The sequence below is a fragment of the Bradyrhizobium guangdongense genome, assembly GCF_004114975.1.
GTDB lineage: Bacteria > Pseudomonadota > Alphaproteobacteria > Rhizobiales > Xanthobacteraceae > Bradyrhizobium > Bradyrhizobium guangdongense.
In genome coordinates this window covers 3,566,972-3,593,781 of the sequence record NZ_CP030051.1, presented here as the reverse complement: position 1 = coordinate 3,593,781, position 26,810 = coordinate 3,566,972, and the positions used below count along the sequence as shown (strand labels likewise).

The following is a 26,810-nucleotide window of genomic DNA, read 5'->3' as shown; positions in this document are numbered from 1 at the left end:
GGATGCGGCCCCGTAAAAGGCCAAGTCCCGATCGATTAACACAAATCCCTTCAGACAAGGCCGGCGCGCCGGCACGGAGCAAAGCAAGCGTGGCAGCCCGCGTTCATCCCCGGCAATTGGCGTTTTCGCTTCCGCATGCCGAGAGCCTCACCCGGGACAATTTTCTCGAGGGCCCCGCCAATGCCGCTGGCCTCGCTCTGATCGACAGCTGGCCGGAATGGCCGAGCCGGATCATGTGGCTCGCCGGCCCCGAAGGCTCCGGCAAGAGCCATCTGGCTGCGATCTGGGCCGAGATATCAGGTGCCCGCTCGACCATGGCCAATGCGCTGACCCCAGCCAGCGTCCCCGGCGCGCTCGCGACCGGCGCGCTGGTGGTGGAGGATCTCAAGGCCAGGGATTTCGACGAGCGCGCCCTCTTCCATTTGATGAACCTTGCCCGCGAGGATGGCGCTTTCGTGCTGTTCACCGCTCGCGAGGCACCGGCGGCATTGGAGGTGGATCTCCGCGACCTGCGCTCCCGCCTGCGGACCATTCCGGTGATTTCGCTGTCGCCGCCCGACGACCAACTGTTCCGCGGCCTGATCGTCAAATTCTGCGCCGACCGCCAGCTTGCCATCGACGAAAGCGTCGTGAGCTATCTCGCGGCCCGGCTGGAGCGCTCCTCGGCCGCCGCCCAGCGGGCCGTGGAACTGCTCGACAGCGAGGCGCTGCGCCTCGGTCGCCCCGTCACCCGGGCCCTCGCCGCCGAGCTGCTCCGGGACGCCTGACCGCCAGCTCCCTCAGGCCGGCTTGACGCAATGCCGCGGCGGAACATCAATGTCATCGAAACGTCATCGCCCTAACACATGCTCCCGCCGGTTTTGCGCTCAAGTCGCAAAGAGGGGCAATTTTGATGGACCGACTTCTCATGGACTCTGCGCAAGCCGTTGAAACAAAAGAGAAAGCCACGGAGCCGCAGGGCCTGCCGGCGATCGCCACAAGCCCCGAGCGCTTCATCAATCGCGAACTGTCCTGGCTGCACTTCAACCGGCGCGTTCTGGAGGAATCGGTCAACCCCAGCCATCCCATGCTGGAGCGGGTGCGTTTCCTGTCGATTTCGGCGAACAATCTCGACGAATTCTTCATGGTCCGCGTCGCCGGCATCAAAGCCCAGGTGCGCGAGGGCATTGCCGAACGCGCCCCTGACGGCTTGACCCCGTCTGAGCAGCTCGCGCTGATCAACCGCACAGTCTCCCAGCTCGCCTCCGATCAGCAGGCCATCTGGCGCGACCTGCGCGGCACGCTGGCCGAGGTCGGCATCGTGCTGGTCGACGGCAAGGACGTCACCAAGGCGGAACGGACCTGGCTCGAGGACTATTTCCTCAACAACGTTTTCCCGCTGCTGACACCGCTGGCGATCGATCCTGCCCACCCCTTCCCGTTCATCCCGAGCCTCGGCTTCACCATCGCGCTCCAGCTCACGCGCGAGGCCGACGGCAAGCCGATGAACGCGCTGATCCGTATGCCCGGCAAGATCGACCGCTTCATCCGCCTGCCGGCCGAAGGCAAGGTCCGCCTGATCTCGCTGGAGCAGGCAACCAGCCTGTTCATCAACCGCCTGTTCCCCGGCTACAGTCTCCACGGCCAGGGCGCCTTCCGCATCATCCGCGACTCCGAGCTCGAAATCGAGGAAGAGGCCGAAGACCTCGTCCGCCTGTTCGAGACCGCGCTGAAGCGCCGCCGCCGCGGCTCGGTGATTCGGCTGGAGATCGACGCCAAGATGCCGGAGGAGCTGCGCAGCTTCGTGCAGCACGCGCTGTCCGCAGCCGATGACGAGGTGTTCCTGGTCGACGGCGTGCTGGCCATGAACGAGCTGTCGCAGCTCACCCGGCTTGATCGGCCCGACCTCGAATTCACCCCCTACGTGCCGCGCCATCCCGAGCGCGTGCGCGAGCATGGCGGCGACATCTTCGCCGCTATCAGGCAGAAGGACCTGATTGTCCATCACCCCTACGAATCCTTCGACGTCGTGGTGCAGTTCCTGCAACAGGCGGCGCGCGACCCCGATGTCGTCGCGATCAAGCAGACGCTCTACCGGACCTCGAACAACTCGCCGATCGTGCGCGCGCTGGCCGAAGCTGCCGAAGCCGGCAAGTCCGTCACCGCGCTCATCGAATTGAAGGCGCGCTTCGACGAAGAGGCCAACATCCGCTGGGCGCGCGATCTCGAACGCGCCGGCGTCCAGGTCGTCTACGGCTTCCTCGAACTCAAGACGCACGCGAAGCTCTCGATGGTGGTGCGCCGCGAGGGCGGGAGCCTTGCCACTTACGTCCACACCGGCACCGGCAATTACCACCCGGTGACCGCGCGAATTTACACCGATCTCTCCTACTTCACCTCGGAACCGACCATCGGCCGCGACGCCGCGCGCGTGTTCAACTTCATTACGGGCTACGCAGCACCGAGCGATCTGGAAAAGATGGCCGTGTCGCCGCTGACCTTGCGCAAGCGCATCATCGAGCACATCCAGGGCGAGACCGAGCATGCGCGTCACGGCAAGCCCGGCGCGGTCTGGATGAAGATGAATGCATTGGTCGACCCCGATATCATCGACGCGCTCTACGAGGCCTCGCAGGCCGGCGTTCAAGTCGAGCTCGTGGTACGCGGGATCTGCTGCCTCCGCCCCGGTATTCCTGGCCTGTCGGAGAACATCCGCGTCAAGTCGATCATCGGGCGCTTCCTGGAGCACGGCCGAATCTACTGCTTCGGCATGGGCCAGGGCCTGCCGAGCGCGAAAGCGGCTGTGTATATCTCGTCGGCCGATATGATGCCGCGCAACCTCGATCGCCGGGTCGAGGTGCTGTGTCCGCTGCAGAATCCCACGGTGCATCAGCAGGTTCTCGAACAGATCATGGTCGCGAATCTGAAGGACAATGAGCAGAGCTGGCAATTGTTGCCGGACGGGTCTTCAACGCGTATGAAGGCCGCGAAGGGCGAGGAGCCCTTCAACGTGCACAACTACTTCATGACAAATCCGAGTCTGTCTGGCCGTGGAAAGTCGCTCAAGGAATCCTCGCCGCGGCGTCTCACACGCCGGAACGAACGCCATCAGTCCTGACCGGAGATCCTTGTCGTGAAACGCCCGCGCAAGCGTGGCACTAGCGTCGCGGTCATCGACATCGGCTCCAATTCGGTTCGTCTCGTCGTCTACGAGGCGCTGGCGCGGAGCCTGATTCCGATCTTCAACGAGAAGACGCTGTGCGGCCTCGGACGCGAGGTGCAGAGCACCGGCCTGCTTGCGCCCGACGCCGTCGACAAGGCGCTGACGTCGCTGAAGCGTTTCCGCGCGCTGTGCCGCGTCATGCAGGTCGGCCGCGTATTCGCGATCGCAACTGCGGCCTGCCGTGACGCTTCCAACGGCCCCGATTTCATCGCGAAGGCGGAGCGCATCTGCGCCGTGAACATCGAAATCCTGTCGGGGCCGCGCGAAGCAAAGCTGTCGGCGCTCGGCGTGATCTCGGGTGTGCACAATCCCGACGGCATCGTCGGCGATCTCGGCGGCGGTTCGCTGGAACTGATCGACGTGCGCAGGAACCGGGTACGGAGCGGCGTGACGCTGCCGCTCGGTGGTCTCGCGCTCCAGGACCTCGCCCACAAATCGCTCAAGCGCGCCGACCGCATCGTGCGCGAGGCGCTCGACGAGGTCCCACAGCTCACGGCCGGCAGCGGCCGCACCTTCTATGCCGTCGGCGGCACCTGGCGCGCGCTGGCGCGCATCCACATCATCCAGAGCGGCTATCCTCTCCAGGTGATGCACGGCTATTCCATACAAGCGGCCGAGGCGCTGGATTTTGTCCGCCGGCTGCGGCGCCTCGCCGCCGCCGACATGCTCGCCGACATCGAGGTCGTCGCGGATGCGCGGCGCCCTCTCCTCACCTATGCAGCGCTCGTGCTCGAGCACATCATCCGCGTCGCAAAACCCAAGACCATCGTGTTCTCGACCTTCGGCGTGCGCGAGGGCCTGCTGCACGAGAAGTTGCCGGAGTCCGAACGCAACAAGGACGGCCTGATCTGCGCGGCCGAGGAGCTGAACCAGCTTCTGTCGCGCTCGGCGCAGCACGCGCGCGAGCTGATCGCCTGGACCGACCGGCTGGCGCGCGTCGTGAAGCTGCGCGAGACCGAGGAGGATCGCCGTCTGCGCCACACGGCCTGTCTGCTGTCCGACATCGGCTGGCGCGTCCATCCCGATCATCGCGGCGAGCAGACGCTGAGTCTCGTGGTCAACGCCAATTTCGGCGCGATCGATCACCGCGAACGCGCCTTCGTCGGACTGTCGGTGTTCTATCGCTATGCGGGTCTCAGCGAAGAGAACCAGCCGCCGCTGACGATGCAGGAATTGCTGACGCCGGCGCAGCTCGAACGCGCCCGCCTGCTCGGCGCTGCGTTCCGCGTCGCGCATCTGATCTCGGCCGCACGTCCGGGCGTGCTGCCGGCCACGCATTTTCGCAGCCGGGGCCGCAGTCTGACGCTGGTCTTCGAGCACCGGCTCGGCGATCTCGTCGCCGACCGGGTCGGCAGCCGCTTCAAGCAGCTCGCCCGCCTGGTCGGACGATCCGGCTCGATCGTCAGACGCTGACCAGCGCTGCATTCTGTCGCAGAACCGACGCCGGTTGATGCAGATCAACTCGGCCGGATGGTGCCGGACTAACGTGCCGCCACGTTGTTTGGGACCACCTCTATCATGCAACATGAGCTTCGCTTCCCGATCCGTGGTCGGAAACTGGTTGTCAGCGTCCTGTTCGCGTTCGCCCTCGGCTTTTCGTCCCCAATGCTTGGAGCGCAGGACGAACTCAAGCTGACCGAGCCGCAGGCGAGAAATCTTGGCGTACGCCTCGCTCATCCCATCGCGAGCCGGACCGACCTGACGCTGCCCTATCCCGTCCAGATCGTGATCCCTACGCCGCAATTGTGGGTCGTCAGCGCCCCCGTGGCCGGCATGGTCGCCAGCCTCCCCGTCGGCCGCGGCGATCGCATCTCGGCCGGCCAGCCGCTGGTCGTCCTCGAAAGTCCAAGCTTCGTCTCCCAGCAGCGCGACTATTTGCACGCGATCGCGCAGGAGCAGCTGGCAACCCAGCAGCTCAAACGCAACATGGATCTGTTCGACGGCAAGGCCGTGCCGCAACGCGTGCTCGAGGCGAGCCAGGCCGAGGCCCGCCAGGCCACCCTTGTGGTTGCCGAACGCCGGCAGATGCTGCGCCTGAGCGGAATGTCCGACGAAGCCATTTCACGGCTGGTCGAGGAAACCGCGATCAGCGCCACGCTGACGGTCAATGCGCCGCAAACCGCATCCGTGGTCGACCTCGTGGTGTCGCCGGGGCAGCGGCTCGAGCAATCCGCGCCGCTGGTCAAGCTGGCCCGCCTGTCGCCGCTCTGGGCCGAAATCGCGGTTCCCGCGGCGAGCATTCGAGCGATCCGCGCCGGCGCGAGGGTCGAGATCGAGGGCTATTCCACGCCCGGAAAGGTCGTGCTGGTCTCCGAGACGATCGATCCCGCCACCCAGACCATCCTGGTCCGTGCGGAAGTCCCCAATAACGGCGAGCTGCATCCCGGCCAGACGGCCGCGGCTCGCATCGGTTTTCTCTCCGCCGGCGAAAGCGCCTGGGAGATTCCTTACGCCGGTCTCGTCCGTCGTGGTGAACAGACGTCAGTCTTCGTCGCCTTTGATGGCGGCTTCCGGCTCGTCCCGATCACGCTCCTTGCCGAAGACCAGGACCATGTCGTGATATCCGGCCCGATCACCGAGCGCGACGAGATCGCGATCGGCGGCATCTCCGCGCTCCGCGGCATTCTCTCGGGGCTGGGGCAATAAATGCTCCGGCGCCTGGTCGCATTCGCGCTTTCGCAGCGGCTGTTCGTCTTGCTGAGCGTGTTGCTGTTGATCGGGGCCGGCGCCGTCCTGTTGCCCAGCCTGCCGATCGATGCGTTCCCCGACGTTTCGCCAGTCCAGGTCAAGATCATCATGAAGGCGCCCGGCCTCACTCCCGAAGAGGTCGAGCAGCGCATCACGGTGCCCGTCGAACTCGAGCTGCTCGGATTGCCGAACAAGAAGATCCTGCGTTCGACCACGAAATACGCTTTGGCCGATATCACCGTCGATTTCGAAGACGGCACCGACATCTATTGGGCGCGGAACCAGGTCTCGGAACGGCTGTCGAACATCTCGCGCGATTTTCCTGACGGAGTGAGCGGCGGCCTTGCCCCGATCACCAGCCCTCTCGGCGAAATGTTCATGTTCACGATCGACAGCGACGAGCTTTCGCTCGCCGAGCGCCGCACCCTGCTCGACTGGGTGATCCGACCGGCCCTGCGCACGGTCCCCGGCGTTGCGGACGTCAACGCGCTGGGCGGATACGTGCGCGCGTTCGAGATCGTTCCGCGCAACGACGCGCTGGCCGCCCGTGGCATCTCCTACGACCTGTTTCGCCGGGCGATCGAGGCCAACAGCCGCAACGACGGCGCCGGGCGGGTGAACCAGGGCGAGGACAGCGCCCTGGTGCGGATCGAAGGCAGCATCCGCTCGATCGAGGACATCAAGGGCATCGTCGTGGACACGCGCGAGGGGGTGCCGATCCTCGTCAACGACGTCGCGAGCGTCAAAGTCGGGACGCTGACACGTTATGGTGCGGTCACGTCGAACGGGCGCGGCGAAACCGTCGAGGGACTCGTGCTCGGTTTGCGCGGCGCCAACGCGGGCCAGCTCGTCCGCGACGTGCGGGCCCGCCTTGCGGAGCTGCAACCCTCGCTGCCGAAGAGCGTTTCGATCAACGTATTCTACGACCGCAGCCGCCTGGTCGATCGCGCTGTGGGAACCGTCGTGCGCGCGCTCGGCGAGGCCACCGCCCTCGTCATTGTGCTTCTGCTGCTTTTCCTCGGCAACTGGCGGGCCTCCCTGGTGATTGCCCTCAGCCTGCCGCTCGCCATCGTCATTGCGCTGATTGTCATGCGGCTGGTGGGGATGTCCGCCAACCTGATGAGCCTCGGCGGACTTGCGATCGCGATCGGCATGTTGATCGACGCGCTCGTCGTCGTGGTCGAGAACATTGTCGGCAATCTCGGCAAGCACGAACCCGGCAAGACGGCACCGCTGATCCACCTGATCTACCGCTCGGTTTGCGAGGTGCTGGAGCCGGTGGCTTCGGGCGTCCTCATCATCATCATCGTGTTCGTCCCCCTGCTGACGCTCCAGGGCCTCGAGGGGAAGCTGTTCATCCCGGTCGCGCTCGCGATCATTTTCGCGCTTGCCGGCTCGCTGCTGCTTGCGCTCACCGTGATTCCGGTCGCGACGTCCTTCCTGCTCAGGTCGGCCTCGCATGGCGATCCCCTGATCGTTCGTGCCGCCCAGCGCGTCTATGCGCCGGCACTGGACTGGGCCTTGCGCAACGAGCGCAAGGTGATGGCTGCGGCGCTGGTCGCCCTGCTCGCCGCAGGCTTTGCCTATACGAAGCTCGGCAAGACCTTCATGCCGACGATGGACGAAGGCGACGTCATCGTCAGCGTGGAAACGCTCCCTTCGGTCAATCTCGACGAGTCGCTTGCGATGAACCGAAGGCTGCAGGCCGCACTCCTCACAGTGCCTGACATTGCCGGCATTGTCGCGCGGACCGGATCCGACGAGCTCGGCCTCGATCCCATGGGCCCCAATCAGACCGACACGTTCCTCGTGCTGAAGCCGGCTGCCGAGAGACAGACCCACGATCGAGAGGCCCTGCTGCAGAATTTGCGTGAGGTTCTCTCCGGCTTTCCCGGCATCTCGCTCAGCTTTACCCAACCCATCGACATGCGCGTCCAGGAGATGATCAGCGGCGTGCGTGGCGACGTCGCGGTCAAGATCTTCGGCCCTGACATCGCCAGGCTGAACGAAGCCGCGGCAAAGTTGTCGGCCATCCTGTCCAGCATCGATGGCGCAGAGGACGTCTACACGACGCTCAACGAAGGCGCGCAGTATTATACGGTGTCCGTCAATCGAATGGAGGCCGGACGTCTCGGCCTCACGGTTGATGCCATCGCCAATTCGCTGCGCACTCAAATCGAGGGGCGAACGATCGGCACCGCGCTCGAGGAAGGACGCCGCACACCCATTCTCGTCCGTGGCAGCAAGACGACCAGGGAGGCGCCCACGCTGCTCGCGAGCCTTCCGCTGACGCTCGCATCGGGGCAGCACGTCGCGCTGTCGCAGGTTGCCCGCATTCAACGCGTGGACGGCCCGGTCAAGATCGACCGCGAAGACGGCGCTCGCATGAGCGTGGTTCGGGCCAATGTCCGAGGCCGGGACATGGTGGGCTTTGTCGAAGCGGCCCGCCAGAAGGTTGCGGCGGAACTGCAACTGCCGGACGGCTATCGGCTGACCTGGGGCGGACAGTTCGAGAACCAGCAACGTGCCTCGGCACGCCTGTCGGTGGTCGTTCCCGTCGCGATCGGCCTGATCTTCGTCCTGCTCTTCACCACGTTCGGCGCCATTCGCCAGGCTTTGTTGGTGCTCGTGAACATTCCCTTCGCCCTGATCGGCGGCGTCTTCGCGCTGGTCGTCACCGGCGAGTATCTCTCGGTGCCGGCCTCGGTCGGGTTCATCGCACTGCTTGGGATCGCCGTCCTCAATGGCGTGGTCCTGGTCTCCTACTTCAATCAACTGCGCGCACACGGCCTGAGCGAACATCGCATCGTGGTCGAAGGCGCCATGCGCAGGCTGCGGCCGGTGCTGATGACCGCGAGCATCACGGCGCTTGGTCTGATCCCGCTGCTGTTTGCCTCGGGTCCGGGGTCCGAGGTCCAGCGACCGCTTGCCGTCGTCGTGATCGGAGGCCTGTTGTCCTCGACGGTGCTGACGCTGATCCTTCTGCCGATCCTGTACCGCCGCTACGGCGGCACGTCGAAGGTGGCCAAATGACCGACCAGAAGGTCTGCCTCACGCTGATTGTGCCACATCGGCTCAGGGAAGAGGTGTTCGACTATCTCGCCGAACAAAGCGACCTTGTCTCGGGCTTCACGGCCTCGCACGCCGCCGGCCACGGCGGCGAAGTCCGACTGCACACGGCGGCCGAACGCGTCCAGGGCCACGCCGATCAAGCCATGGTGCAGGTCATAGTGCTGCAGGATGATTCGACGCGCCTGCTCGACCGGATCAGGGTTTCGTTTGCTGGAACCAGACTCGTCTATTGGGCGACGCCGGTGACGGACTTCGGCATCATCGACTGAACGACTAACCTTCAGCCGACGCCTTGGCGTGCCGTTCGGAGGCCTCGAGTGCAGCCGCGCTGAGGCTGCGCCGGCGCCAGACCGAGCCGACAAACAACACGACGATGACGCCGAGTGTGGCGCAGAGATATTCGGCGCCACCGCCATGAGCGAATTGCGCCGGGATGTGAAGGCTACCGAGCATCTTGTCCAGTGACGCGCCGAACGAGCCCTCCGACAGGAAATGCAGCCTCGGTGCGATGCCGGGATCGGTCGCGATCACCTCGCCCGCGATCCAGCCGAGCAGCGCCGCACCGGCCCAAACCAGGATCGGCAGTTTCGAGAGCAGAGCCATGATCAGCGCCGCACCGGCGACGATCAACGGCACGCTGATGGCAAGGCCGAGCACCAGAAGCGGCACGCTGCCATTGGCGGCGGCCGCCACCGCAATGACGTTGTCCAGGCTCATGATGATGTCGGCGACGACGACGATCTGCACCGCCTGCCACAGATGCGAGGCCGACTCGACGTCGTCCTCGTCCTCGTTTTCCGGCACCAGCAGTTTTGCAGCGATCACGATCAGCGCGAGGCCGCCGATCAGCTTGAGGTAAGGCAGCCCCATCAGGCTTGCGACGATGCCGGTGAAGATGATCCGCAGCAGCACCGCGGCGCCCGCACCGAGCACCATGCCCCACAGCCGGTGCCGCGGCTTCAGGCCGCGGCAGGCGAGCGCGATCACCAGCGCGTTGTCGCCGGACAAAAGGACGTTGATCCAGATGATCTTACCGACCGCAATCCAGAAGGTCGGTTCGGCCATCTCATTGCGGAACTGGGTGAAGAATGCTCCGATCGTGGCGGGATCGAAGGCCTGCCAGAGCCAGTTCACAACAAGTCCTTTCGCCCCGTCGACTTAATTCACCGGCTGGATCAGCCGACGATCTCGTTGCCCGAGAAGAACTGCGCGATCTCAATCGCGGCGGTCTCCGGAGCGTCCGAGCCGTGCGCGGAGTTCTCGCCGATCGACTTGGCGTAGAGCTTGCGGATGGTGCCGTCGGCCGCCTTGGACGGATCGGTCGCACCCATGACGTCGCGATATTTGGCGACGGCGTTCTCGCCTTCCAGCACCTGGACCACGACCGGGCCGGACGTCATGAACTCGACGAGCTCGCCAAAGAAGGGACGCGCCTTGTGGACGGCGTAGAAGGTCTCGGCCTGGTCCTTGGTCATGCGGATGCGCTTCTGCGCGACGATGCGCAGGCCCGCCTTCTCGATCACGGCGTTCACGGCGCCGGTCAGGTTGCGCGCGGTCGCGTCGGGCTTGATGATCGAGAAAGTGCGTTCGATGGCCATGATCGTGTCCTTGAAGAGAAAAAAGGTGGTTCGAAGTTGCCGGGCTTATATCGGCGCCTTCGCGATCCGGCAAGCGACCGCCGGAACGGCCTTCACGGGCGCTTCGCCGCAGGGTCCAAGTGGTGATTCCAACATGGATTACAACGATTTCACCCAGATGAACCCAATCTGAAAGCTTCGTCAGGGTTTGGTTCAGCCTGACCGGCGTAATGTGGGGCCTGTCGAAACCAAAAGCCTCCTCCCCGAGGCTGACCGTTTCGGAGGCCTTTCCATCGACGCGATAGCCCGCGCCGGCAGTCTTGAGGAGATCACCATGTTGAGGAAACTTTCGCTCGCTGCAGTCGCCGCGGTCGCTCTGGGTGCCGCGCTGGCTCCCACCTCCGCCTCCGCTCACTGGCATGGCGGCTGGGGCTGGCACGGCGGTTGGGGCGGTTGGCATCACGGCTACGGTTACGGCTGGGGCGGACCGCGCTTCTATGCTGCTCCCGTCGCTTACGGATACGGCGGCTGCTATGTGCGCCGGCTGGTCCCGACCCCCTGGGGACCCCGCTGGCGGCTGATCAACCGCTGCTACTGAGCCCCCAAATAACTTCCTGAGGTGTCGTTCCCCCCCTGCGGCACCTTCCAAGAGAGGCCCCGGCGATCCCCCCGCCGGGGCCTTGTATTTAGGCAGGGCGACGGATTCATACAATTTTTACTAGAATGCCAGGCATTCGCCACGGCGGCGAAACCATTTCGGGGGCCTGTGACTTGGTACCGTGTCGTTACTTTGCAAATACGGAACCCACAAATGGCTGGCCTTTTTGCCAATGACAGCGAACAGATCGACCGGCGCACCAGCCGCTCGATTTGCGATGCCGTAGGCGAGCGGCTGCAGCAGAGTCTCCGTCCCGAACCGCGCCTGCCGACGCATCTCGAGCAGCTCTTGAACGAATTGCAGAAGCGCGACCGCGATACGTACTAACCTGGTGCTCACAGAAAAACCGGTTGCGTTCGCCGCGCCTTGCGGTGACAAGGCCGCATGCTCACCATCACCGACCTCTCCGTCCGCCTTGCCGGACGCCTTCTGATCGACAGCAGCTCCGTGCAGATCACGCCCGGCTCGCGCGTCGGCATGGTCGGGCGCAACGGCACCGGCAAATCGACGCTGTTCAAGGTGATCCGCGGTGAGCTCGCGGCCGAGCACGGCTCGGTGACGCTGCCGCCGCGCTGGCGGGTCGGCAGCCTGGCGCAGGAAGCCCCGAACGGCCCGGAAAGCCTGATCTCAGTTGTACTGAAGGCCGACCTCGAGCGGGACGCGCTGCTCGCTGAAGCCGAGAGCGCCACCGATCCCCACCGGATCGCCGAGATCCAGACCCGCCTCGTCGATATCGATGCGCATTCTGCGCCCAGCCGTGCCGCCGCGATCCTGTCCGGCCTCGGCTTTTCCGCCGCCGACCAGCTGCGTCCCTGCGCCGAATTCTCCGGCGGCTGGCGCATGCGCGTCGCGCTGGCAGCGACCCTGTTCGCAGCGCCCGACCTGCTGCTGCTCGACGAGCCCACCAACTATCTCGACCTCGAAGGAACGCTGTGGCTCGAGGATCACCTTGCGCATTATCCACGCACCGTGATCGTGATCAGCCACGACCGCGACCTGTTGGAGAGTTCGGTCGACCAGATCCTGCATCTGGAGCGCGGCAAGCTCACACTCTACAAGGGCACTTACTCCTCCTTCGAGGAGCAGCGCGCCGCGCGCGAACTGCTCGACGCCAAGGCCGTCAAGCGCCAGGAAGCCGAGCGCGCCCGCCTGCAAGCCTTCGTCGACCGCTTCAAGGCCAAGGCCTCGAAAGCGCGCCAGGCGCAGTCCCGCGTCAAGATGCTGGAGCGGCTGAAGCCGATCACGGCACTGGTGACGGAGGACGTGCGCGAGATCAGCTTTCCAGCGCCGGAAAAACTGCTGTCGCCGCCGATCATCGCGGTCGACAACGCCTCCGTCGGCTACGATCCGGCGACTCCGGTGCTCAGCCGCGTGACGCTCCGCATCGACAATGACGACCGCATCGCGCTGCTCGGCGCCAACGGCAATGGCAAGTCGACGCTGGTCAAGCTCCTCGCCGGACGCCTCGCCCCCTTCTCCGGCAAGGTGACGCGCGCCGACAAGCTGTCGATCGCCTATTTCGCCCAGCATCAGCTCGATGAGCTGAACGAGGATGCCTCAACCTATGATCACGTCCGCAAGCTGATGGGCGATGCGCCTGAGGCCAAGGTGCGGGCGCGCGCCGGCGCGATCGGCTTCTCCGGCAAGGCGGCCGATACCAAGGCCGGTCAGCTCTCGGGCGGCGAGAAGGCGCGGCTGCTGCTGGGGCTGGCCACCTTTTTCGGCCCGAACATGATCATCCTGGACGAGCCGACCAACCATCTCGACATCGACAGCCGCGCCGCGCTGGCCGAAGCGATCAACGAATTTCCGGGCGCTGTCATCATGGTCTCGCACGACCGCTATCTGATCGAGGCCTGCGCCGACCGGCTCTGGATCGTCGCCGACCGCACCGTCACCAACTATGACGGCGACCTCGACGACTACCGCCGCATGGTGCTGTCTTCGCGCAATGCCGAACCCGCTCCGCGCGAGCGCAGCGCTCAAATCGAAAAGCCGCAGCGCCCGAAGTCGGACAATCGCGGTTCGCTGAAGAAGCGCATCGCGGAAGCCGAGACCGAGATCGCTCGCGTCACCGAGATCATCGCCAAGATCGACACGGCGCTTGCCCTGCCCGACATCTTCACGCGCGATCCCAAGCAGGCGGCGCAGCTGTCGAAGGCCCGCGCCAATGCGGCGGATGCGCTGGCGCGCGCGGAGGAGCAATGGCTCGAGGCGAGCGCGCAGTTCGACGAGGCGGCGGGGTAGCAGCTTCTATTCGATCACGCGATCGGCACGCGCGAGTAATGCTGGCGGCATGTCCAAGCCGAGCGCCTTGGCCATCTTCAGGTTGATGACGAGCTCATAACGACGCGGCGCCTGGATCGGCAGATCGCGCGGCGAAGCGCCCTTCAAAATGCGATCGATGTAGTCGACGGGGGCGCTGACGAGTTCGTCCCAAACGAAGGTGTAGGACATCAGCGCCCCGCTATCGACGGCGCCCAGCACCGAGTTCAGCGCCGGTACGCGAAAGCGGGCGCATTGCGCGACGATGTGGTCGCGATGCCCGTTGGTGAACGGTTCGGGAATGACGAGCAGGCTGCTGTTCGGCGTGCGACTGAATGCCTGGAGCTGAGCTTCGGTCTCGGCGTCATCGTGCGTCCGCATTTCGATGACCTCGACGCCAGATGCAGCATCCCTCGCAGCGACGACTAGGCCCGGCGCATAGGGCGCGGTCTCCGGGTTGAAGAGGATGGCAACGCGGGCCAATTTTGGATCAAGCTCGCGCAACAGCTCCATCCATTTGCCGCCGATGGCGAAATCCCAGGTGACGAAGCCCGTCACGTTGCCGCCAGGATGCCCAAGGCTGTCCGCGAGTCTAAAACCGACGGGATCGATGACCTGCGTGAACACGATGGGAATCGTCGTGGTCTGCTGGCGCAGCGCCAGCGTCGCCGGCAGGCCCTGGGCGTAGATGACCTCCGGCGCGAGCGCGACGAGCTCAGCCGCCGATGCTTTGGTATTGGCCAGATCGGACAGCGCGCCGCCAAAGCGATAGTCGATGTGAACATTACCGTCCTCGACCCACCCGGCTCTGCCCATAGCCTCACGGAAGGGCTTCAGGAAAGCCCGGGCCACCGGCACGTCGATATCGGCCGCGAGACCTACGAGCACGCCGACGCGGTGCAGCCGCTTCGGTGGCTGGGCACCCACGATAGAGGGCGCGGCCGCAGCCGCGGCTATTCCTGCAATGAATTCACGCCGCCTCATGCCCGCCCCGCCAACGTCCAAATGTCGTCAGTGTAAGCGTTGGAGCGCGCGGCTCGATAGATGCGAGCCATGCCTTCACAAAAAATATAGGTGAGCCGGATCGCCCTTCGACACGTCGCGCTTCCAAGGGTCCGTGCCAGGAAGCTGGCAAGGGTATTTCCGAAGGCGGCGACGCGTTACGTTGCCGCCTTCTTCTTCGCCTTCGGCTTCGATTTTACCGCCTTCGGCGCCGGGGGCGGCTCGGGATTGCCCTCGATCGCGGACAGGCGACCGGAGGTGAAGGTGTAGATGCCCGCGCGCGGACCAGTGGTCCAGGTGACCACCGCGACGCGCCGGCCGGCGGCATCGCTGGAGAGATTGACGTTCGAGGGCGCGCCGATGCCACGCACCACGTCGCATTCGGTGTGGCCGAGCGCGACGGTGCCGCCCACAGGCGCCGGCGCCGTCGTCGACGCATTGGCGTCGGCAGGGCCCGGCGGCGGTGCCATGCCAGGGCAAGCGCCGTCGGCGCTGACGAGATCGTCAGGCGCCACCGGCTTGTCGGGGGTCAGCGGCGGCGACTCGATCGAGATGTTCTTGATGAACAGGCGGCTCGGCTTGTTGAACCATTCGGCGTCTTTGGCGGACGCCAGCATATCGGTTGCGCCCGAGCAGCCGGCGAGCAGCGGCGCGACGGCGGCCAACGCAACTATGAGCGACTTTGGAAGCTTTTGATGTCGCACGATAAACTAAATTCCCCGCATGAAGGAGCGCCCTTAAGCGATTGTCCCAACATCACTTTGCGGCATGAAGGTGGCCGAAACCAATCTGCCCGAGAAAGTCCAAATTATCATTAATTGCGAAGCGGCGCTAATTCCGGCGCTGCCACCGGCCCCGGTCGTCGGCCTGCCAATAAGTGACCTCAAATCCGCGAGTCTTGCAATCCGTCCAGGTGCTGCGGGCGACCGCCAGCGCGTCCGGATCGTCGCCGTTGAACAGCAGCACCATGCGCTCATAGGCTTCCGCGTCCTCCGGCAACGCGGCGTTGTCGACCAGGAAACGCACGTTGGCCCCGTTCGGATTGTCCGCCTCGATCGCCAGCACGATGGGCTGCTCGGCCACATCAGTCACTCGCCACGTCGCGTGCGGCAGAAAGGAATCGTCGCGATAGGTCCACAAATGCGCGTCGAGCGCATCGGCGCGCTCCGGCGAGGACGACTGCACCACGACGCGCCAGCCGCGCTCGAGCGATTTCTCGAGAAGCGGCGGCAAGACGTTCTCAACCGTCATGTTTTGCAGGTGGTAAAACAGCACTTCCGTCATTTGCGCTCGTAGTGATCTGCCACCAGACGATCCAGCAGACGAACGCCATAGCCGGACCCCCAGCTCTGATTGATGTCGGTCTTCGGTGCGCCCATCGCAGTGCCGGCGATATCGAGATGCGCCCAGGGCGTCCCGTCGACGAAGCGCTGCAGGAACTGTGCGGCGGTAATCGAGCCGCCGTGCCGACCGCCGGTGTTCTTCATGTCGGCGAACTGGGAATCGATCAGCTTGTCGTATTCGGGGCCGAGCGGCATGCGCCAGACCTTCTCGCCGACCTCGATGCCGGCCGTCAGCAGGCGCTCGGCGAGTTCGTCATTGTTGGAGAACATGCCGGCATGCTCGGTGCCGAGCGCGACCATGATCGCGCCGGTCAGCGTCGCCAGATCCACCATGAATTTCGGCTTCAGCTTCTTGGCGACGTACCAGAGCACGTCGGCCAGCACGAGGCGGCCTTCCGCATCGGTGTTGATGATCTCGATGGTCTGGCCCGACATCGAGGTCACGATGTCGCCGGGCCGCTGCGCGTTGCCGTCGGGCATGTTCTCGACGAGGCCAATGGCGCCGACCACATTGGCCTTTGCCTTGCGTGCCGCAAGCGCGTGCATCAGGCCGACGACGCAAGCCGCGCCCCCCATGTCGCCCTTCATGTCTTCCATGCTGCCGGCCGGCTTGATCGATATGCCGCCGGTGTCGAAGCAGACCCCCTTGCCGACGAAGGCGACCGGCGCCTCGCCCTTCTTGCCGCCGTCCCAGCGCATGATCACGGTGCGGCTCGGCCGAGCCGAGCCCTGGCCGACGCCGAGCAGCGCACCCATGCCGAGCTTCTGCATCGCCTTGACGTCGAGCACCTCGATTCTAACGCCGAGCTTGCGCAGCTGCCCTGCGCGGCGGGCGAACTCCTCGGGGTACAGCACGTTCGGCGGCTCGTTGACGAGATCGCGCGCGATGATGACACCGTCGACGACTGCTGCTGCCGAAGCAAAGGCCTTCTTCGCCGCGGCCGCATCGCCCACCGCGAGCGAAACATCGGCTCGCAAGGCGCCCTCCTCGCCGTCCTTCTTCCTGGTCTTGTAGCGGTCGAACTTGTAGGCGCGCAGGCGCACACCCGAGGCAATCGCGACCGCCTGTTCGCTGCTCATCGCGCCGGTGGCGAGTTCCGCCACGATCGTCATGGCCGCGGAGCCGGCCTTCAGCTTGCTGGCGGCCAGGCCGCCAAATTTAAGGAAATCGTTCCCCTTCAGGCCGGAGGCCTTGCCGGTCCCGATCACGATCAGGCGCTGAGCCTTCAGACCCTCGGGAGCGAGGACGTCCAGGACGGCGCCGCTTTTGCCTTTGAATGAGGCGGCCGCCGCCGCTCGCTTCATGAGCTCGCTCGCGCCGCCGAGTGCCTTGGCCGTCGCCGGGCCGACCTTCAGAGCCTCGTCACAGAACACGACCAGAATGCCACGGGCGGCAGAAGCCAACGGGACAAAGCCGACCTTGATGGCATCGGACATGGATAACTCCTCGAAAACTTGGGACTTTTTGCCGGCCAACCGTTCCGGCCACAGGCCGGAGCTGAACGGCGATTCACTCGTCTCGCCCCACTATGGGCCAGAGGCGCGGTCGATGCCAAGCACCGCCCGTGGCAGGGACGCCACATTGGACGAAATATTAACCATATGATGAGGGCGCCATGGGTCAGCCATTTTGTTGACGGATCAAAGGGATGGTAGTGAGAAAGTAAGCCTCCGGAAGAGGTGATCGGCCGGCCTTGGGGATCCCTCTCAGGGGATTGGTCGGAGAGTCCGAATTCCGGTGCGCGTTGGGGACTTGGTGGGAATCGTGCGGTAGCGCATGGGGTCGATCGACAGGTATATTTTCCGCACGACGCTGGCGTCGTTTGCGCTCGTCCTGGTCAGCCTCACCGGCGTGATCTGGATTACGCAGGCGTTGCGCGGCATCGACCTGATGACGAGCCAGGGTCAGACCATCATGACCTTCCTCGGCATCACCAGCCTCGTGATCCCGGCGCTGGTGCTGATCATCTCGCCGATCGCGCTGATGATCGCGATCTCGCACACCCTGAACAAGCTGGCGACCGATTCCGAGATCATCGTGATGAATGCCGCCGGCTTCTCGCCGTTCCGGCTGTTCTATCCGTTCTTCTATGCCACCTGCGTGGTGGCGCTGCTGGTCGCCTTCATCGCCGCCTATCTCGCGCCCGACGGCATGCGGCGCATCAAGCAGTGGGACGCCGAAATCACCGCCGACGTGCTCACCAACATCCTGCAGCCCGGCCGCTTCGCCCAGCTCGACAAGAACCTGACGATCCGGATTCGCGAGCGGCTGCCCGGCGGCATCCTCGCCGGAATCTTCATCGACGACCGCCGCGATCCGAACGAGCGCGTCTCGATCGTCGCCGAGCACGGAGAGGTCGTGAAGAACGAGAACGGATCCTTCCTGGTGCTCAAGGACGGCAATCTGCAGCGCTTTGAGGCCGGCAAGCGCGACCCTGCGCTGGTGGCGTTCGGCCGTTACGGCTTCGACATGTCGAAGTTCGGCAACCAGGGCCACGACGTCACCCTGGGCATTCGCGAACGCTATCTGTGGGAGCTGTTCTCGCCGTCCGAGGACGATCCGGTCTACAAGCAGATCCCCGGGCAGTTCCGCTCGGCCCTGCATGACAGCCTGCTTGCGCCGCTCTATCCCTTCGCCTTTGCCGCGCTGACCTTCGCTTTTCTCGGCGCGCCGCGCACGACCCGACAGAGCCGCAACTTCTCGATCGGTGGCTCGGTGCTCGCCGTGTTCGGCCTGCGCATGGCGGGATTTGCCTGCTCGGTGATGGCCGTGAAATCGCCGAGTCCGGTGTGGGTCCAGTACGCGATGGTCCTTGGGGCGATCGGCGTCGGCTTGTGGATGATCATCGGCGGCATCGTAGTCGAGCCGCCGCCGGGCCTGATGGAAGCCATCAACAGATCGAATGCGCGCATCGCGCGGCTGTTCGGACGGCCGGCCGCCGCATGAGCATGCTCACCAACACGCTCGGGCGCTATTTCGCGGGCCGCTTCGTGGTCGCCGCACTCGGCGTGTTCGCGAGCATTTTCCTGCTGCTGGTGCTGGTCGATTACATCGAGATGGTGCGCAAGACCTCGGGCCTCGCCTCCGCCTCCGCGCTGATGGTGGCCGAGACCTCGCTGTTCCGGGTCCCGCAGCTTTTGGAGAAACTGACGCCGTTCTGCATGCTGATCGGCGCCATGACCTGCTATCTCGCCCTCTCCCGCCGGCTCGAGCTCGTGGTCGCGCGCGCCGCCGGCATCTCGGCCTGGCAGTTCATCTCGCCGGCACTCGGCAGCGCGCTGCTGATCGGGGTAATCGCAACCGTCGCCTACAATCCCATGTCGGCGAATCTGCGCGAACTCTCCAAGCGCATGGAGGCTGAACTGTTCGGCTCGGCGCCCGGCGGCGGCATCCAGGACGCCTCCGGCTTCTGGCTCAACCAGGTGACCAGCGACGGCCAGACCATCATCAACGCCGCTCGCAGCGAGCAGCAGGGCGTCCGCCTGACGGGACTCACCCTGTTCCGCTTTGACACAGAGCAGCACTTCAAGGAGCGGGTCGAGGCGCGCGAGGCCACGCTCGAGGCCGGTCATTGGCTCTTCAAGGGCGTCCGTCGCTTCTCGCTCGATTCTCCGCCGGTTGATCAGGCGACGCTGGAGATTCCGACGACGCTGACCGAGGCGCAGGTTCGCAACAGCTTTTCCACACCCGAGACTGTGTCCTTTTGGCAACTACCGAGCTACATCCGCTCGTCCGAGAGCTCTGGGTTCGCGACAGCGGGATATCGACTCCAGTATCACAAGCTGCTGGCACAGCCGTTCTTGCTCGCCGCCATGGTGATGCTCGCGGCTTCCGTGTCGCTGCGCTTCTTCCGGATGGGCGGCGTACAGAAGATGGTTTTGAGTGGCGTGGGCGCAGGCTTTCTGCTCTACGTGCTGTCGAAAGTGACTGAAGACTTGAGCAAGGCTGAGTTGATGCATCCGATCGCTGCGGCGTGGTTGCCCGTAGTGGTGGGCGGCCTCACCGGCTTTTTGGCCTTGCTGTACCAGGAGGACGGTTAGTGACTGCCGTCCATCGAGGACCCGTGTCTGGATCGACGTCGCGCACCCGCATGCGCGCGAACGGATACGGCTTGTCTATCCGCAAAGCCCTGCTTGCGCTGGTCGCGACCGTATCGCTGGCCGGCATGGTGGATCTTGCCGCGGTGGCGCCTGCGAGCGCCCAGAGCTTCACCTACAATCCGCGGCCGCCGCGCCCGGCGCCGCCGAAGGCCGCCAATGACGGGCAGATGCTCGTGCAGGCGACCGAGGTCGATTACGACTACAACAATTCGCGCGTCTCGGCGGTCGGCAACGTCCAGCTGTTCTACAACGGCACAAGCGTCGAGGCCGACCGGGTCATCTACGACCAGAAGACCAAGCGCCTGCATGCCGAAGGCAACATCCGCATGACGGATGCCGAGGGCAAGATCACCTATGCCGAGATCCTGGATCTCTCCGACGACTACCGGGACGGCTTCGTCGATTCGCTGCGCGTGGACACCGCGGACCAGACCCGCATGGCCGCGACCCGCGCCGATCGCTCCAGCGGCAACTACACGGTGTTCGAGAACGGCGTCTACACGGCCTGCGCGCCGTGTAAGGACGATCCGAAGAAGCCGCCGCTCTGGCAGGTCAAGGGTGCCCGCATCATCCACGACCAGCAGGAGAAGATGCTGTATTTCGAGACGGCGCAGCTCGAATTCTTCGGCGTGCCGATCGCCTACATGCCCTACTTCTCGACGCCCGACCCCACCGTGAAACGCAAGACCGGCTTCCTGATGCCGGGCTTCACCTCCTACACGGCGTTCGGCTACGGCGTCGAAGTTCCGTTCTACTGGGCGATCGCCCCCGACATGGACGCGACCTTCAGCCCCCGCATCACCTCCAAGCAGGGGGTGCTGTTCCAGGCTGAGTTCCGTCAGCGCCTGATGGACGGCGCCTACCAGGTCCGCGTCTATGGCATCGACCAGCTCAATCCCGGTAATTTCGCCGGCCAGCCGGGCGACCGCCAGTTCCGCGGTGGCATCGAAACCAAGGGCCAGTTCGCGCTCAACGACAAATGGGTCTGGGGCTGGGACGGCGTCCTGCTCTCCGATTACTACTTCATGTCGGATTACCGCCTGTCGGCCTATCGTGATCCGCTCGGCTCGTTCCTGAACCTGCCGACGGACGCGCTCTCGCAGCTCTATCTGACCGGCGTCGGCAACCGCAGTTTCTTCGACGCGCGCACGATGTACTGGCTGAGCTTCTCGGGTAATCAGCAGCAGGTTCCGGTCGTCTATCCCGTGATCGACTACTCGAACGTGCTCAACTATCCGATCTTCGGCGGCGAGGTCTCGTACAAGACCAACTTCGTCAACCTGACGCGGAACGACGCGGCGTTCGACCCGATCACCACGACGGCCAACACCAACAGCCTGTGCACGACGACGTCGGCCGATCCGCTCGCGCGCACGCCCTCGCAGTGCCTGCTGCGCGGCTTCCCCGGCACCTACACCCGCCTGACCGCGGAAGCGCAGTGGCGGAAGTCCTACACCGATCCGTTCGGCGAGATCTGGACGCCGTTCGCAATCCTGCGCGCCGACGCGATCAACTCGGACGTCTCCAACCAGCCGGGCGTGTCGAACTACCTGCCGGTCGGCAACACGCAGGCGTTCCGCCTGATGCCGACCGTCGGCCTCGAATACCGCTATCCCTTCATCAACGTTCAGCCCTGGGGCTCGACCACGATCGAACCGATCGCGCAGGTCATCATCCGGCCGAACGAGACCTATGCCGGCAAGCTTCCGAACGAGGACGCTCAGAGCATGGTGTTCGACACCACGAACCTGTTCAGCGTCGACAAGTTCTCCGGCTACGACCGCGTCGAGGGCGGCGGCCGCGCCAATGTCGGCGTGCAGGCCACCACGCAGTTCGACAAGGGCGGCGCCGTCAAGGTGCTGTTCGGGCAGTCCTACCAGCTGTTCGGCATGAACTCCTACGCCGTGCAGGATACCATCAACACGGGCCTCGATTCCGGCCTCGACAAGCCGCGTTCCGACTACGTCGCGAGCGTCGCCTACTCGCCGAACAGCACCTACACGTTCAGCGTCCGGTCCCGCATGGACGAGCAGACCTGGAACGTCCAGCGCTTCGAGGCCGAAGGCCGCGCCAACTTCAATCGCTGGTCGGTCAGCATGATGTACGGCAATTACGCGCCGCAGCCGGAACTCGGCTATCTGACCCGCCGCGAGGGGATCCTGACCTCGGGCTCGATCAAGGTCGCCACCAATTGGGTGGTGACGGGTTCGGCGCGCTGGGACCTCGAGGCCAACAAGATCAACCAATATGTGCTCGGCGCGGGCTATGTCGACGATTGCTTCGTGCTGGCGGCGAACTACGTAACTTCGTATAGCTATTCCGCGGGCACCACGCCGCCGGTGCTGAGCCACGCGTTCATGTTCCAGATCGGCCTGCGCACGCTGGCGACCTCGACCGGGTCCAGCAGTTCCGCCGGCTTCCAGTGAACCCGTTTGAAGTGCCGGCCGCCTGTACCCGATTGCAGGATCATCTTGGCTGACATGCGAGCGACAACCATGACGACCTCATTGCCTGTTTTCCGCCACCTCGTTCTCGTCCTCGCCGCCGTGCTGGTTCTCGCCGGCGCGCCGGCACGGGCACAGAACATCGTCGTCATGGTCAACGGCGACCCCATCACCGATTTCGACATCGAGCAGCGCTCCAAGCTCGACCAGCTGACCACGCAAAAGACCCCGAGCCGGCAGGACGTCATCAACGAGCTGATCGACGACAAGATCAAGATCAAGGAAGGCAAGAAATACGGCGTCGACCCCGGTGTCTCCGACATCAACCAGTCCTACGAGGGCATGGCGCAGCGCATGCGCATCTCGTCCGATCAGCTCACCAAGTCGCTCGAAACCAAGGGGGTCCGTCCCGAAACCCTCAAGGGCCGCATGAAGGCCGAGATGGTCTGGACCAGCCTCGTGCGCGGCCGCTACAAGGAAAAGCTGATGGTTGGCGAGAAGGACGTCGCCGACAAGGTGCGCGAAGGCGGCAGCGAGAAGCTCCAGATCGAGGGCACAGAATACAAGATGCAGCCCATCGTGCTGATCGTGCCGCGCGGCTCCTCCCCGGCGTTCCAGGAGACGCGCATGAAGGAAGCCGAGAGCTATCGTCAGCGCGTCACGAGCTGCGATGAAGCCAATTCGCTGTTTCGCTCGACGCCGAATGCCACCATCCGCGAGAGCGTCACCAAGACCACGGCGGACCTGCCGGAGGCCCTGCGCAAGGTGCTCGACGACACCCCGATCGGCCATCTCACCGCGCCGGAGGTGACCAAAGCAGGCATTGAGATGGTGGTGCTGTGCGCGCGCAAGCCGACCCTGATCGACACGCCGAAAAAGCGCGAGATCCGCGAGAAGATGTATCAGGAGAAGTACGAGAAGACCCAGAAGGCCTATCTCGACGAGATCCGCAAGGCGGCGATGATCGAATATCGCAACCGCTGATGGCACCCGCTCCCGCAAAGCCCCTCGCGCTCACGCTCGGAGAGCCCGCCGGCATCGGTCCCGACATCACCATCGCAGCCTGGCTCAGGCGCCGCGAGCTCGCCCTGCCCGCCTTCTACCTGCTCGGCGATGAAGCGCTGATTGCACAGCGCGCCAGGCTGCTGGGAAGATCGTTCGGCGCCGACGTCAGGGTCGCCGCGGTGAGCCCGGCCGAAGCTGAGGCGGCCTTCACTGATGCGCTGCCCGTGGTTGCGACCGGCGAGCACGCCACCGCCGCGCCCGGCAAGCCGGACGCATCAAGCGCGCCGGCCGCGCTCGCCTCGATCCGCCGTGCCGTCGGCGACGTGCGGGCGGGGCTCGCCAGCGCCGTCGTCACCAATCCGATCGCCAAGAGCGTGCTCTACCGCGCCGGCTTCCGCCATCCCGGCCACACCGAATTCCTGGCAGAGCTCGCAAGCTCGGACAGCCATATCCCGCAGCCCGTGATGATGCTGTGGTCACCACGGCTGGCTGTGGTGCCGGTGACGATCCACGTCTCCCTGCACGACGCCCTCGCCCAGCTGAGCAGCGATCTCATCGTCTCGACCGTGCGCATCGTCGCGGCCGAGCTCAATTCCCGCTTCGGCATTGCCCGGCCGCGCATCGCGATCTCAGGGCTCAATCCGCACGCCGGCGAGGACGGCTCACTCGGCCACGAGGAGCAGACCGTGATCGCGCCGGCGCTCAAGGTTCTGCGCAACGAAGGCATCGACGCCAAAGGCCCGCTGCCTGCCGACACCATGTTTCACGAAGCCGCGCGCGAGACCTATGACTGCGCGGTCTGCATGTATCACGACCAGGCGCTGATTCCGATCAAGACGGTGGCGTTCGACGACGCCGTCAACGTCACGCTCGGCCTGCCCTTCATCCGCACCTCGCCCGATCATGGCACCGCCTTCGATATCGCCGGCACCGGCAAGGCCAACCCTGCGAGCCTGATTGCCGCGCTGAAGCTTGCCAGCCGCATGGCGGCTGCAAACAACTGATGAGCGCGATCGACGACCTCCCGCCGCTGCGCGAGGTCATTCGCCAGCACGCGCTATCCGCGCGCAAATCGCTGGGCCAGAACTTTCTGCTCGATCTCAACCTCACTGCACGCATCGCGCGCGCGGCAGCGCCGCTCGAAGAGAGTACCATCGTCGAGATCGGTCCCGGTCCGGGCGGACTGACGCGCGCCCTGCTCGCGCTCGGCGCCAGACGCGTCATTGCGATCGAGCACGACGAGCGCGCCATTCCCGCACTTCAGGACATTTCCGCACGCTACCCCGGACGACTCGAGATCGTGCATGGCGATGCCATGAGCTTCGATCCGCGGCCGCTGCTCGCGGGCGAGCGTGCCAAGATCGTCGCCAATCTGCCCTACAACATCGCGACCCAGCTCCTGATCAACTGGCTCACCATCGAGCCATGGCCGCCCTGGTACGACATGATGGTGCTGATGTTTCAACGCGAGGTCGGCGAGCGCATCGTCGCGCGCGAGGACGACGACGCCTACGGCCGGCTCGGCGTGCTCGCCAACTGGCGCTGTGAGACCAAGATCCTGTTCGACATTTCGCCATCCGCCTTCGTGCCGCCGCCGAAAGTCACCTCGTCAGTCGTGCGCCTCGTGCCCCGCGCGGAGCCGCTGCCCTGCGATCGCAAGCTGCTCGAGCAGGTCGCGGCCGCTGCCTTCGGCCAGCGCCGCAAGATGCTGCGCCAGAGTCTTAAATCGCTTCAAGCCGATCCGGCACGGCTCGCGCAGGCAGCCGGCGTCGATGCGACGCGGCGCGCCGAGACCATTCCCATCTCCGGCTTTGTTGCCATGGCCCGGGAATTGGCGGATATACGCAGCGAAGCCTGACAATTAAATTCCGGAGGAAAGAAAATGGCGTTGATGCGTCGGCAGTCCCTCGTCAAGTTCGATGCGCCGCTGTGCGAGACCATCGTCGACACGCCAAAACCGCAGGGACCTGAGGTGCTGGTGCGCATCGAGCGCTGCGGCCTGTGCCATTCCGACCTGCACATCCAGGACGGCTATGCCGATCTCGGCGGCGGAAAGAAGCTCGACACCACGCGGGGCATGACGCTGCCCTTCACGCTCGGCCACGAGATCGCTGGCGTCGTCGACGAGGTTGGTCCGGACGTGCCGGCGAGCGTCGTCGGCGCCAAGAAGGCGGTGTTTCCCTGGATCGGCTGCGGCCAGTGCCGCGATTGCAAGAACGGCGACGAGAACCTGTGCGCGAAGCAGCGCTTCCTCGGCGTCTCCATCGACGGCGGCTTCGCCACCCACGTGCTGGTGCCCGACGCAAAATATCTGCTCGACTACGATCCCCTGCCCGTCAACCAGGCGGCGACCTTGATGTGCTCGGGCGTCACCGCCTACGGCGCGCTCAAGCGTCTGGTCGACCGTCCCCGCCAGCGCAACCTTTTGCTGATCGGCCTTGGCGGCGTCGGCATGATGGGCCTGTCGTTCGCGCAGGCGATGTTCAAGCAGCCGATCACGGTTGCCGATCTCAGCGGCGCCGCGCGCGAGACCGCGCTGAAGAACGGTGCGGCCAATGCTTACGACCCGTCCGAGCCGGATGTGATAAAGCGCATTCTGAAGGAGACCGACGGGGGATTCGACGAGGTCGTCGATTTCGCCGGCAATGAAAGGTCGATGGCGTTCGCGGTCGCCGTTGCCGCGCGCGGCGGCAAGGTCGTGGTCTCCGGCCTGATGGGCGGCCAATTCACGCTACCGATGGTGCAGTGGGTCTACAAGCGCCTCACCGTCGAAGGCTTCATGGTCGGTACGCTCGCGGAGGCCCACGAGCTGATGGCGCTCGCCCGCGCCGGCAAGATCAAGCCGACGCCAATGCGCGAGGAGCCGATGGGCGACGTCCAGAAATGGATCGACGAGCTGCGTGCCGGCAAGGTGGTCGGGCGCATCGTGCTGAAGAACTGAGTTTCAACCGGCGGCGGGATACACCTCTCGCCGCCGCTCACGGAACGGCTGTCTCCGCACCGCGTTGGCAGCGCATGTCCATTCGTTGCACCGTCGAGAGCGCATTCTTCATCGCCTGGAGCTCCCTGGAGAAGAGCGGCGAACTCGGCCCGCCTGACATCTCCGCAAACATCATTCTCGACGCGATCGAAGCGCAGCTCAGGACCGGCGAACGTCGGCCCCTGATGCTTGCCAACAAAGCAATCGACGCTTACCGGAACTTGAACAGGCAGCCGAGGACGCGCGAAGTACGCCTCGGCTAGCGGCGCCAGGCGATGCCGTCGGACCCACTGCCCGCTGTTCACTCCCGACAGTGCCGCGCTATTTTCCAGCTTCCGTAGTTCTCCGGCCAAGAACAGAGTTCAAGGCGTGGCAGGCGGGCAACGGGGAAAATCTCCCGGCCCATATGTCGGCACCTCAAAATGGTGGCCGGCATCGAAACCGCAACGCTCGAGGATGGCCTCCGGCTTGCG

Annotated in this window: 24 protein-coding genes; 18 read left to right on the top strand and 6 right to left on the bottom strand. The window is 64.9% G+C overall.

Annotation, left to right across the window (positions count from 1 at the left end; translation table 11 throughout):
- The first annotated feature begins 89 nt into the window (after positions 1 to 89).
- The 6 genes from X265_RS17095 (at position 90) to X265_RS17070 (ending at position 9,231) form a co-directional block, all read left to right on the top strand.
- Positions 90 to 767 (top strand): P-loop NTPase family protein, encoded by a 678-nt coding sequence (locus X265_RS17095; RefSeq protein WP_128965861.1) that lies wholly within the window; start codon positions 90 to 92, stop codon positions 765 to 767.
- Positions 768 to 907: 140 nt separating this feature from the next.
- Positions 908 to 3,097: an RNA degradosome polyphosphate kinase gene (locus X265_RS17090; protein WP_164939014.1), complete on the top strand. Its 2,190-nt coding sequence runs from the start codon at positions 908 to 910 to the stop codon at positions 3,095 to 3,097.
- A gap of 15 nt (positions 3,098 to 3,112) precedes the next feature.
- Positions 3,113 to 4,615 (top strand): exopolyphosphatase, encoded by a 1,503-nt coding sequence (ppx, locus tag X265_RS17085; RefSeq protein ID WP_128965860.1) that lies wholly within the window; start codon positions 3,113 to 3,115, stop codon positions 4,613 to 4,615.
- Positions 4,616 to 4,807: 192 nt separating this feature from the next.
- The gene (locus X265_RS17080) at positions 4,808 to 5,848 is read left to right on the top strand and encodes an efflux RND transporter periplasmic adaptor subunit (protein WP_128969309.1); all 1,041 of its coding nucleotides are present in this window, start codon (positions 4,808 to 4,810) and stop codon (positions 5,846 to 5,848) included.
- Positions 5,849 to 8,923: an efflux RND transporter permease subunit gene (locus X265_RS17075; RefSeq protein ID WP_128965859.1), complete on the top strand. Its 3,075-nt coding sequence runs from the start codon at positions 5,849 to 5,851 to the stop codon at positions 8,921 to 8,923.
- A complete protein-coding gene (locus X265_RS17070; RefSeq protein ID WP_128965858.1) occupies positions 8,920 to 9,231 on the top strand; it encodes a DUF3240 family protein in 312 nt (103 codons plus the stop codon). The genes X265_RS17075 and X265_RS17070 overlap by 4 nt, the downstream gene beginning before the upstream one ends.
- Before the next feature lie 4 nt (positions 9,232 to 9,235).
- On the opposite strand, the gene X265_RS17065 is transcribed toward X265_RS17070, so the two are convergent.
- On the bottom strand, positions 9,236 to 10,096 hold the full coding sequence (locus X265_RS17065) for a TerC family protein (protein ID WP_128965857.1): 861 nt from the start codon (positions 10,094 to 10,096) through the stop codon (positions 9,236 to 9,238).
- Positions 10,097 to 10,137: 41 nt separating this feature from the next.
- The gene (ndk, locus tag X265_RS17060; RefSeq protein WP_128965856.1) at positions 10,138 to 10,560 is read right to left on the bottom strand and encodes a nucleoside-diphosphate kinase; all 423 of its coding nucleotides are present in this window, start codon (positions 10,558 to 10,560) and stop codon (positions 10,138 to 10,140) included.
- On the opposite strand from ndk, the gene X265_RS17055 reads away from it, so the two are divergent.
- From X265_RS17055 to X265_RS17045, 4 genes are all read left to right on the top strand, one after another.
- The gene (locus tag X265_RS17055; RefSeq protein WP_128965855.1) at positions 10,553 to 10,732 is read left to right on the top strand and encodes a hypothetical protein; all 180 of its coding nucleotides are present in this window, start codon (positions 10,553 to 10,555) and stop codon (positions 10,730 to 10,732) included. The genes ndk and X265_RS17055 overlap by 8 nt on opposite strands.
- 141 nt (positions 10,733 to 10,873) lie before the next feature.
- Positions 10,874 to 11,137: a sulfur globule protein precursor gene (locus tag X265_RS17050; protein ID WP_128965854.1), complete on the top strand. Its 264-nt coding sequence runs from the start codon at positions 10,874 to 10,876 to the stop codon at positions 11,135 to 11,137.
- Between the two features lie 213 nt (positions 11,138 to 11,350).
- Positions 11,351 to 11,524, top strand: coding sequence for a hypothetical protein (locus X265_RS40515; protein ID WP_164938632.1), 174 nt, complete (start codon positions 11,351 to 11,353; stop codon positions 11,522 to 11,524).
- Between the two features lie 57 nt (positions 11,525 to 11,581).
- The gene (locus X265_RS17045; protein ID WP_128965853.1) at positions 11,582 to 13,444 is read left to right on the top strand and encodes an ABC-F family ATP-binding cassette domain-containing protein; all 1,863 of its coding nucleotides are present in this window, start codon (positions 11,582 to 11,584) and stop codon (positions 13,442 to 13,444) included.
- A 6-nt stretch (positions 13,445 to 13,450) separates the two neighbouring features.
- On the opposite strand, the gene X265_RS17040 is transcribed toward X265_RS17045, so the two are convergent.
- From X265_RS17040 to X265_RS17025, 4 genes are all read right to left on the bottom strand, one after another.
- Positions 13,451 to 14,446: an ABC transporter substrate-binding protein gene (locus X265_RS17040; RefSeq protein ID WP_128965852.1), complete on the bottom strand. Its 996-nt coding sequence runs from the start codon at positions 14,444 to 14,446 to the stop codon at positions 13,451 to 13,453.
- 176 nt (positions 14,447 to 14,622) lie between these two features.
- The gene (locus X265_RS17035; RefSeq protein ID WP_164939013.1) at positions 14,623 to 15,129 is read right to left on the bottom strand and encodes a hypothetical protein; all 507 of its coding nucleotides are present in this window, start codon (positions 15,127 to 15,129) and stop codon (positions 14,623 to 14,625) included.
- Positions 15,130 to 15,295: 166 nt separating this feature from the next.
- Positions 15,296 to 15,748 (bottom strand): DNA polymerase III subunit chi, encoded by a 453-nt coding sequence (locus X265_RS17030; protein ID WP_128965850.1) that lies wholly within the window; start codon positions 15,746 to 15,748, stop codon positions 15,296 to 15,298.
- A complete protein-coding gene (locus X265_RS17025) occupies positions 15,745 to 17,244 on the bottom strand; it encodes a leucyl aminopeptidase (protein WP_128965849.1) in 1,500 nt (499 codons plus the stop codon). Before X265_RS17025 ends, X265_RS17030 begins: the two co-directional genes overlap by 4 nt.
- A 340-nt stretch (positions 17,245 to 17,584) precedes the next feature.
- Here X265_RS17025 and lptF point away from each other — a divergent pair, with 340 nt between their 5' ends.
- From lptF to X265_RS16985, 8 genes are all read left to right on the top strand, one after another.
- Positions 17,585 to 18,754 carry an LPS export ABC transporter permease LptF gene (gene lptF, locus X265_RS17020; RefSeq protein ID WP_128965848.1) on the top strand — a complete coding sequence of 390 codons (1,170 nt, stop codon included), beginning with the start codon at positions 17,585 to 17,587 and terminating at the stop codon, positions 18,752 to 18,754.
- Complete coding sequence (gene lptG, locus X265_RS17015) at positions 18,751 to 19,848, top strand: LPS export ABC transporter permease LptG (protein WP_128965847.1); 1,098 nt, start codon at positions 18,751 to 18,753, stop codon at positions 19,846 to 19,848. The genes lptF and lptG overlap by 4 nt, the downstream gene beginning before the upstream one ends.
- 50 nt (positions 19,849 to 19,898) lie before the next feature.
- Complete coding sequence (locus tag X265_RS17010) at positions 19,899 to 22,334, top strand: LPS-assembly protein LptD (RefSeq protein ID WP_244659375.1); 2,436 nt, start codon at positions 19,899 to 19,901, stop codon at positions 22,332 to 22,334.
- A 69-nt stretch (positions 22,335 to 22,403) separates the two neighbouring features.
- Entirely contained in the window at positions 22,404 to 23,336 is a 933-nt protein-coding gene (locus X265_RS17005) for a peptidylprolyl isomerase (protein WP_164938630.1), read from the top strand.
- Positions 23,336 to 24,361: a 4-hydroxythreonine-4-phosphate dehydrogenase PdxA gene (pdxA, locus tag X265_RS17000; RefSeq protein ID WP_128965844.1), complete on the top strand. Its 1,026-nt coding sequence runs from the start codon at positions 23,336 to 23,338 to the stop codon at positions 24,359 to 24,361. The genes X265_RS17005 and pdxA overlap by 1 nt, the downstream gene beginning before the upstream one ends.
- Positions 24,361 to 25,215 carry a 16S rRNA (adenine(1518)-N(6)/adenine(1519)-N(6))-dimethyltransferase RsmA gene (gene rsmA / locus X265_RS16995; RefSeq protein ID WP_128965843.1) on the top strand — a complete coding sequence of 285 codons (855 nt, stop codon included), beginning with the start codon at positions 24,361 to 24,363 and terminating at the stop codon, positions 25,213 to 25,215. Before pdxA ends, rsmA begins: the two co-directional genes overlap by 1 nt.
- A gap of 24 nt (positions 25,216 to 25,239) precedes the next feature.
- The gene (locus tag X265_RS16990) at positions 25,240 to 26,298 is read left to right on the top strand and encodes an alcohol dehydrogenase (protein WP_128965842.1); all 1,059 of its coding nucleotides are present in this window, start codon (positions 25,240 to 25,242) and stop codon (positions 26,296 to 26,298) included.
- 74 nt (positions 26,299 to 26,372) lie between these two features.
- Positions 26,373 to 26,600, top strand: coding sequence for a hypothetical protein (locus X265_RS16985; RefSeq protein ID WP_128965841.1), 228 nt, complete (start codon positions 26,373 to 26,375; stop codon positions 26,598 to 26,600).
- Positions 26,601 to 26,810 lie beyond the last annotated feature (210 nt).

Coding starts and splice junctions, on each gene's coding strand:
- pdxA (WP_128965844.1), top strand. CDS start 23,336: ATGGCACCCGCTCCCGCAAAGCCCCTCGCGCTCACGCTCGGAGAGCCC.
- X265_RS17090 (WP_164939014.1), top strand. CDS start 908: ATGGACTCTGCGCAAGCCGTTGAAACAAAAGAGAAAGCCACGGAGCCG.
- X265_RS17075 (WP_128965859.1), top strand. CDS start 5,849: ATGCTCCGGCGCCTGGTCGCATTCGCGCTTTCGCAGCGGCTGTTCGTC.
- X265_RS16990 (WP_128965842.1), top strand. CDS start 25,240: ATGGCGTTGATGCGTCGGCAGTCCCTCGTCAAGTTCGATGCGCCGCTG.
- X265_RS17005 (WP_164938630.1), top strand. CDS start 22,404: ATGACGACCTCATTGCCTGTTTTCCGCCACCTCGTTCTCGTCCTCGCC.
- ndk (WP_128965856.1), bottom strand. CDS start 10,560: ATGGCCATCGAACGCACTTTCTCGATCATCAAGCCCGACGCGACCGCG.
- X265_RS17030 (WP_128965850.1), bottom strand. CDS start 15,748: ATGACGGAAGTGCTGTTTTACCACCTGCAAAACATGACGGTTGAGAAC.
- rsmA (WP_128965843.1), top strand. CDS start 24,361: ATGAGCGCGATCGACGACCTCCCGCCGCTGCGCGAGGTCATTCGCCAG.
- X265_RS17080 (WP_128969309.1), top strand. CDS start 4,808: ATGCTTGGAGCGCAGGACGAACTCAAGCTGACCGAGCCGCAGGCGAGA.
- X265_RS17045 (WP_128965853.1), top strand. CDS start 11,582: ATGCTCACCATCACCGACCTCTCCGTCCGCCTTGCCGGACGCCTTCTG.
- X265_RS17070 (WP_128965858.1), top strand. CDS start 8,920: ATGACCGACCAGAAGGTCTGCCTCACGCTGATTGTGCCACATCGGCTC.
- X265_RS17010 (WP_244659375.1), top strand. CDS start 19,899: ATGCGCGCGAACGGATACGGCTTGTCTATCCGCAAAGCCCTGCTTGCG.
- X265_RS40515 (WP_164938632.1), top strand. CDS start 11,351: ATGGCTGGCCTTTTTGCCAATGACAGCGAACAGATCGACCGGCGCACC.
- X265_RS17025 (WP_128965849.1), bottom strand. CDS start 17,244: ATGTCCGATGCCATCAAGGTCGGCTTTGTCCCGTTGGCTTCTGCCGCC.
- lptF (WP_128965848.1), top strand. CDS start 17,585: ATGGGGTCGATCGACAGGTATATTTTCCGCACGACGCTGGCGTCGTTT.
- X265_RS17040 (WP_128965852.1), bottom strand. CDS start 14,446: ATGAGGCGGCGTGAATTCATTGCAGGAATAGCCGCGGCTGCGGCCGCG.
- lptG (WP_128965847.1), top strand. CDS start 18,751: ATGAGCATGCTCACCAACACGCTCGGGCGCTATTTCGCGGGCCGCTTC.
- X265_RS17055 (WP_128965855.1), top strand. CDS start 10,553: ATGGCCATGATCGTGTCCTTGAAGAGAAAAAAGGTGGTTCGAAGTTGC.
- X265_RS16985 (WP_128965841.1), top strand. CDS start 26,373: ATGTCCATTCGTTGCACCGTCGAGAGCGCATTCTTCATCGCCTGGAGC.
- X265_RS17050 (WP_128965854.1), top strand. CDS start 10,874: ATGTTGAGGAAACTTTCGCTCGCTGCAGTCGCCGCGGTCGCTCTGGGT.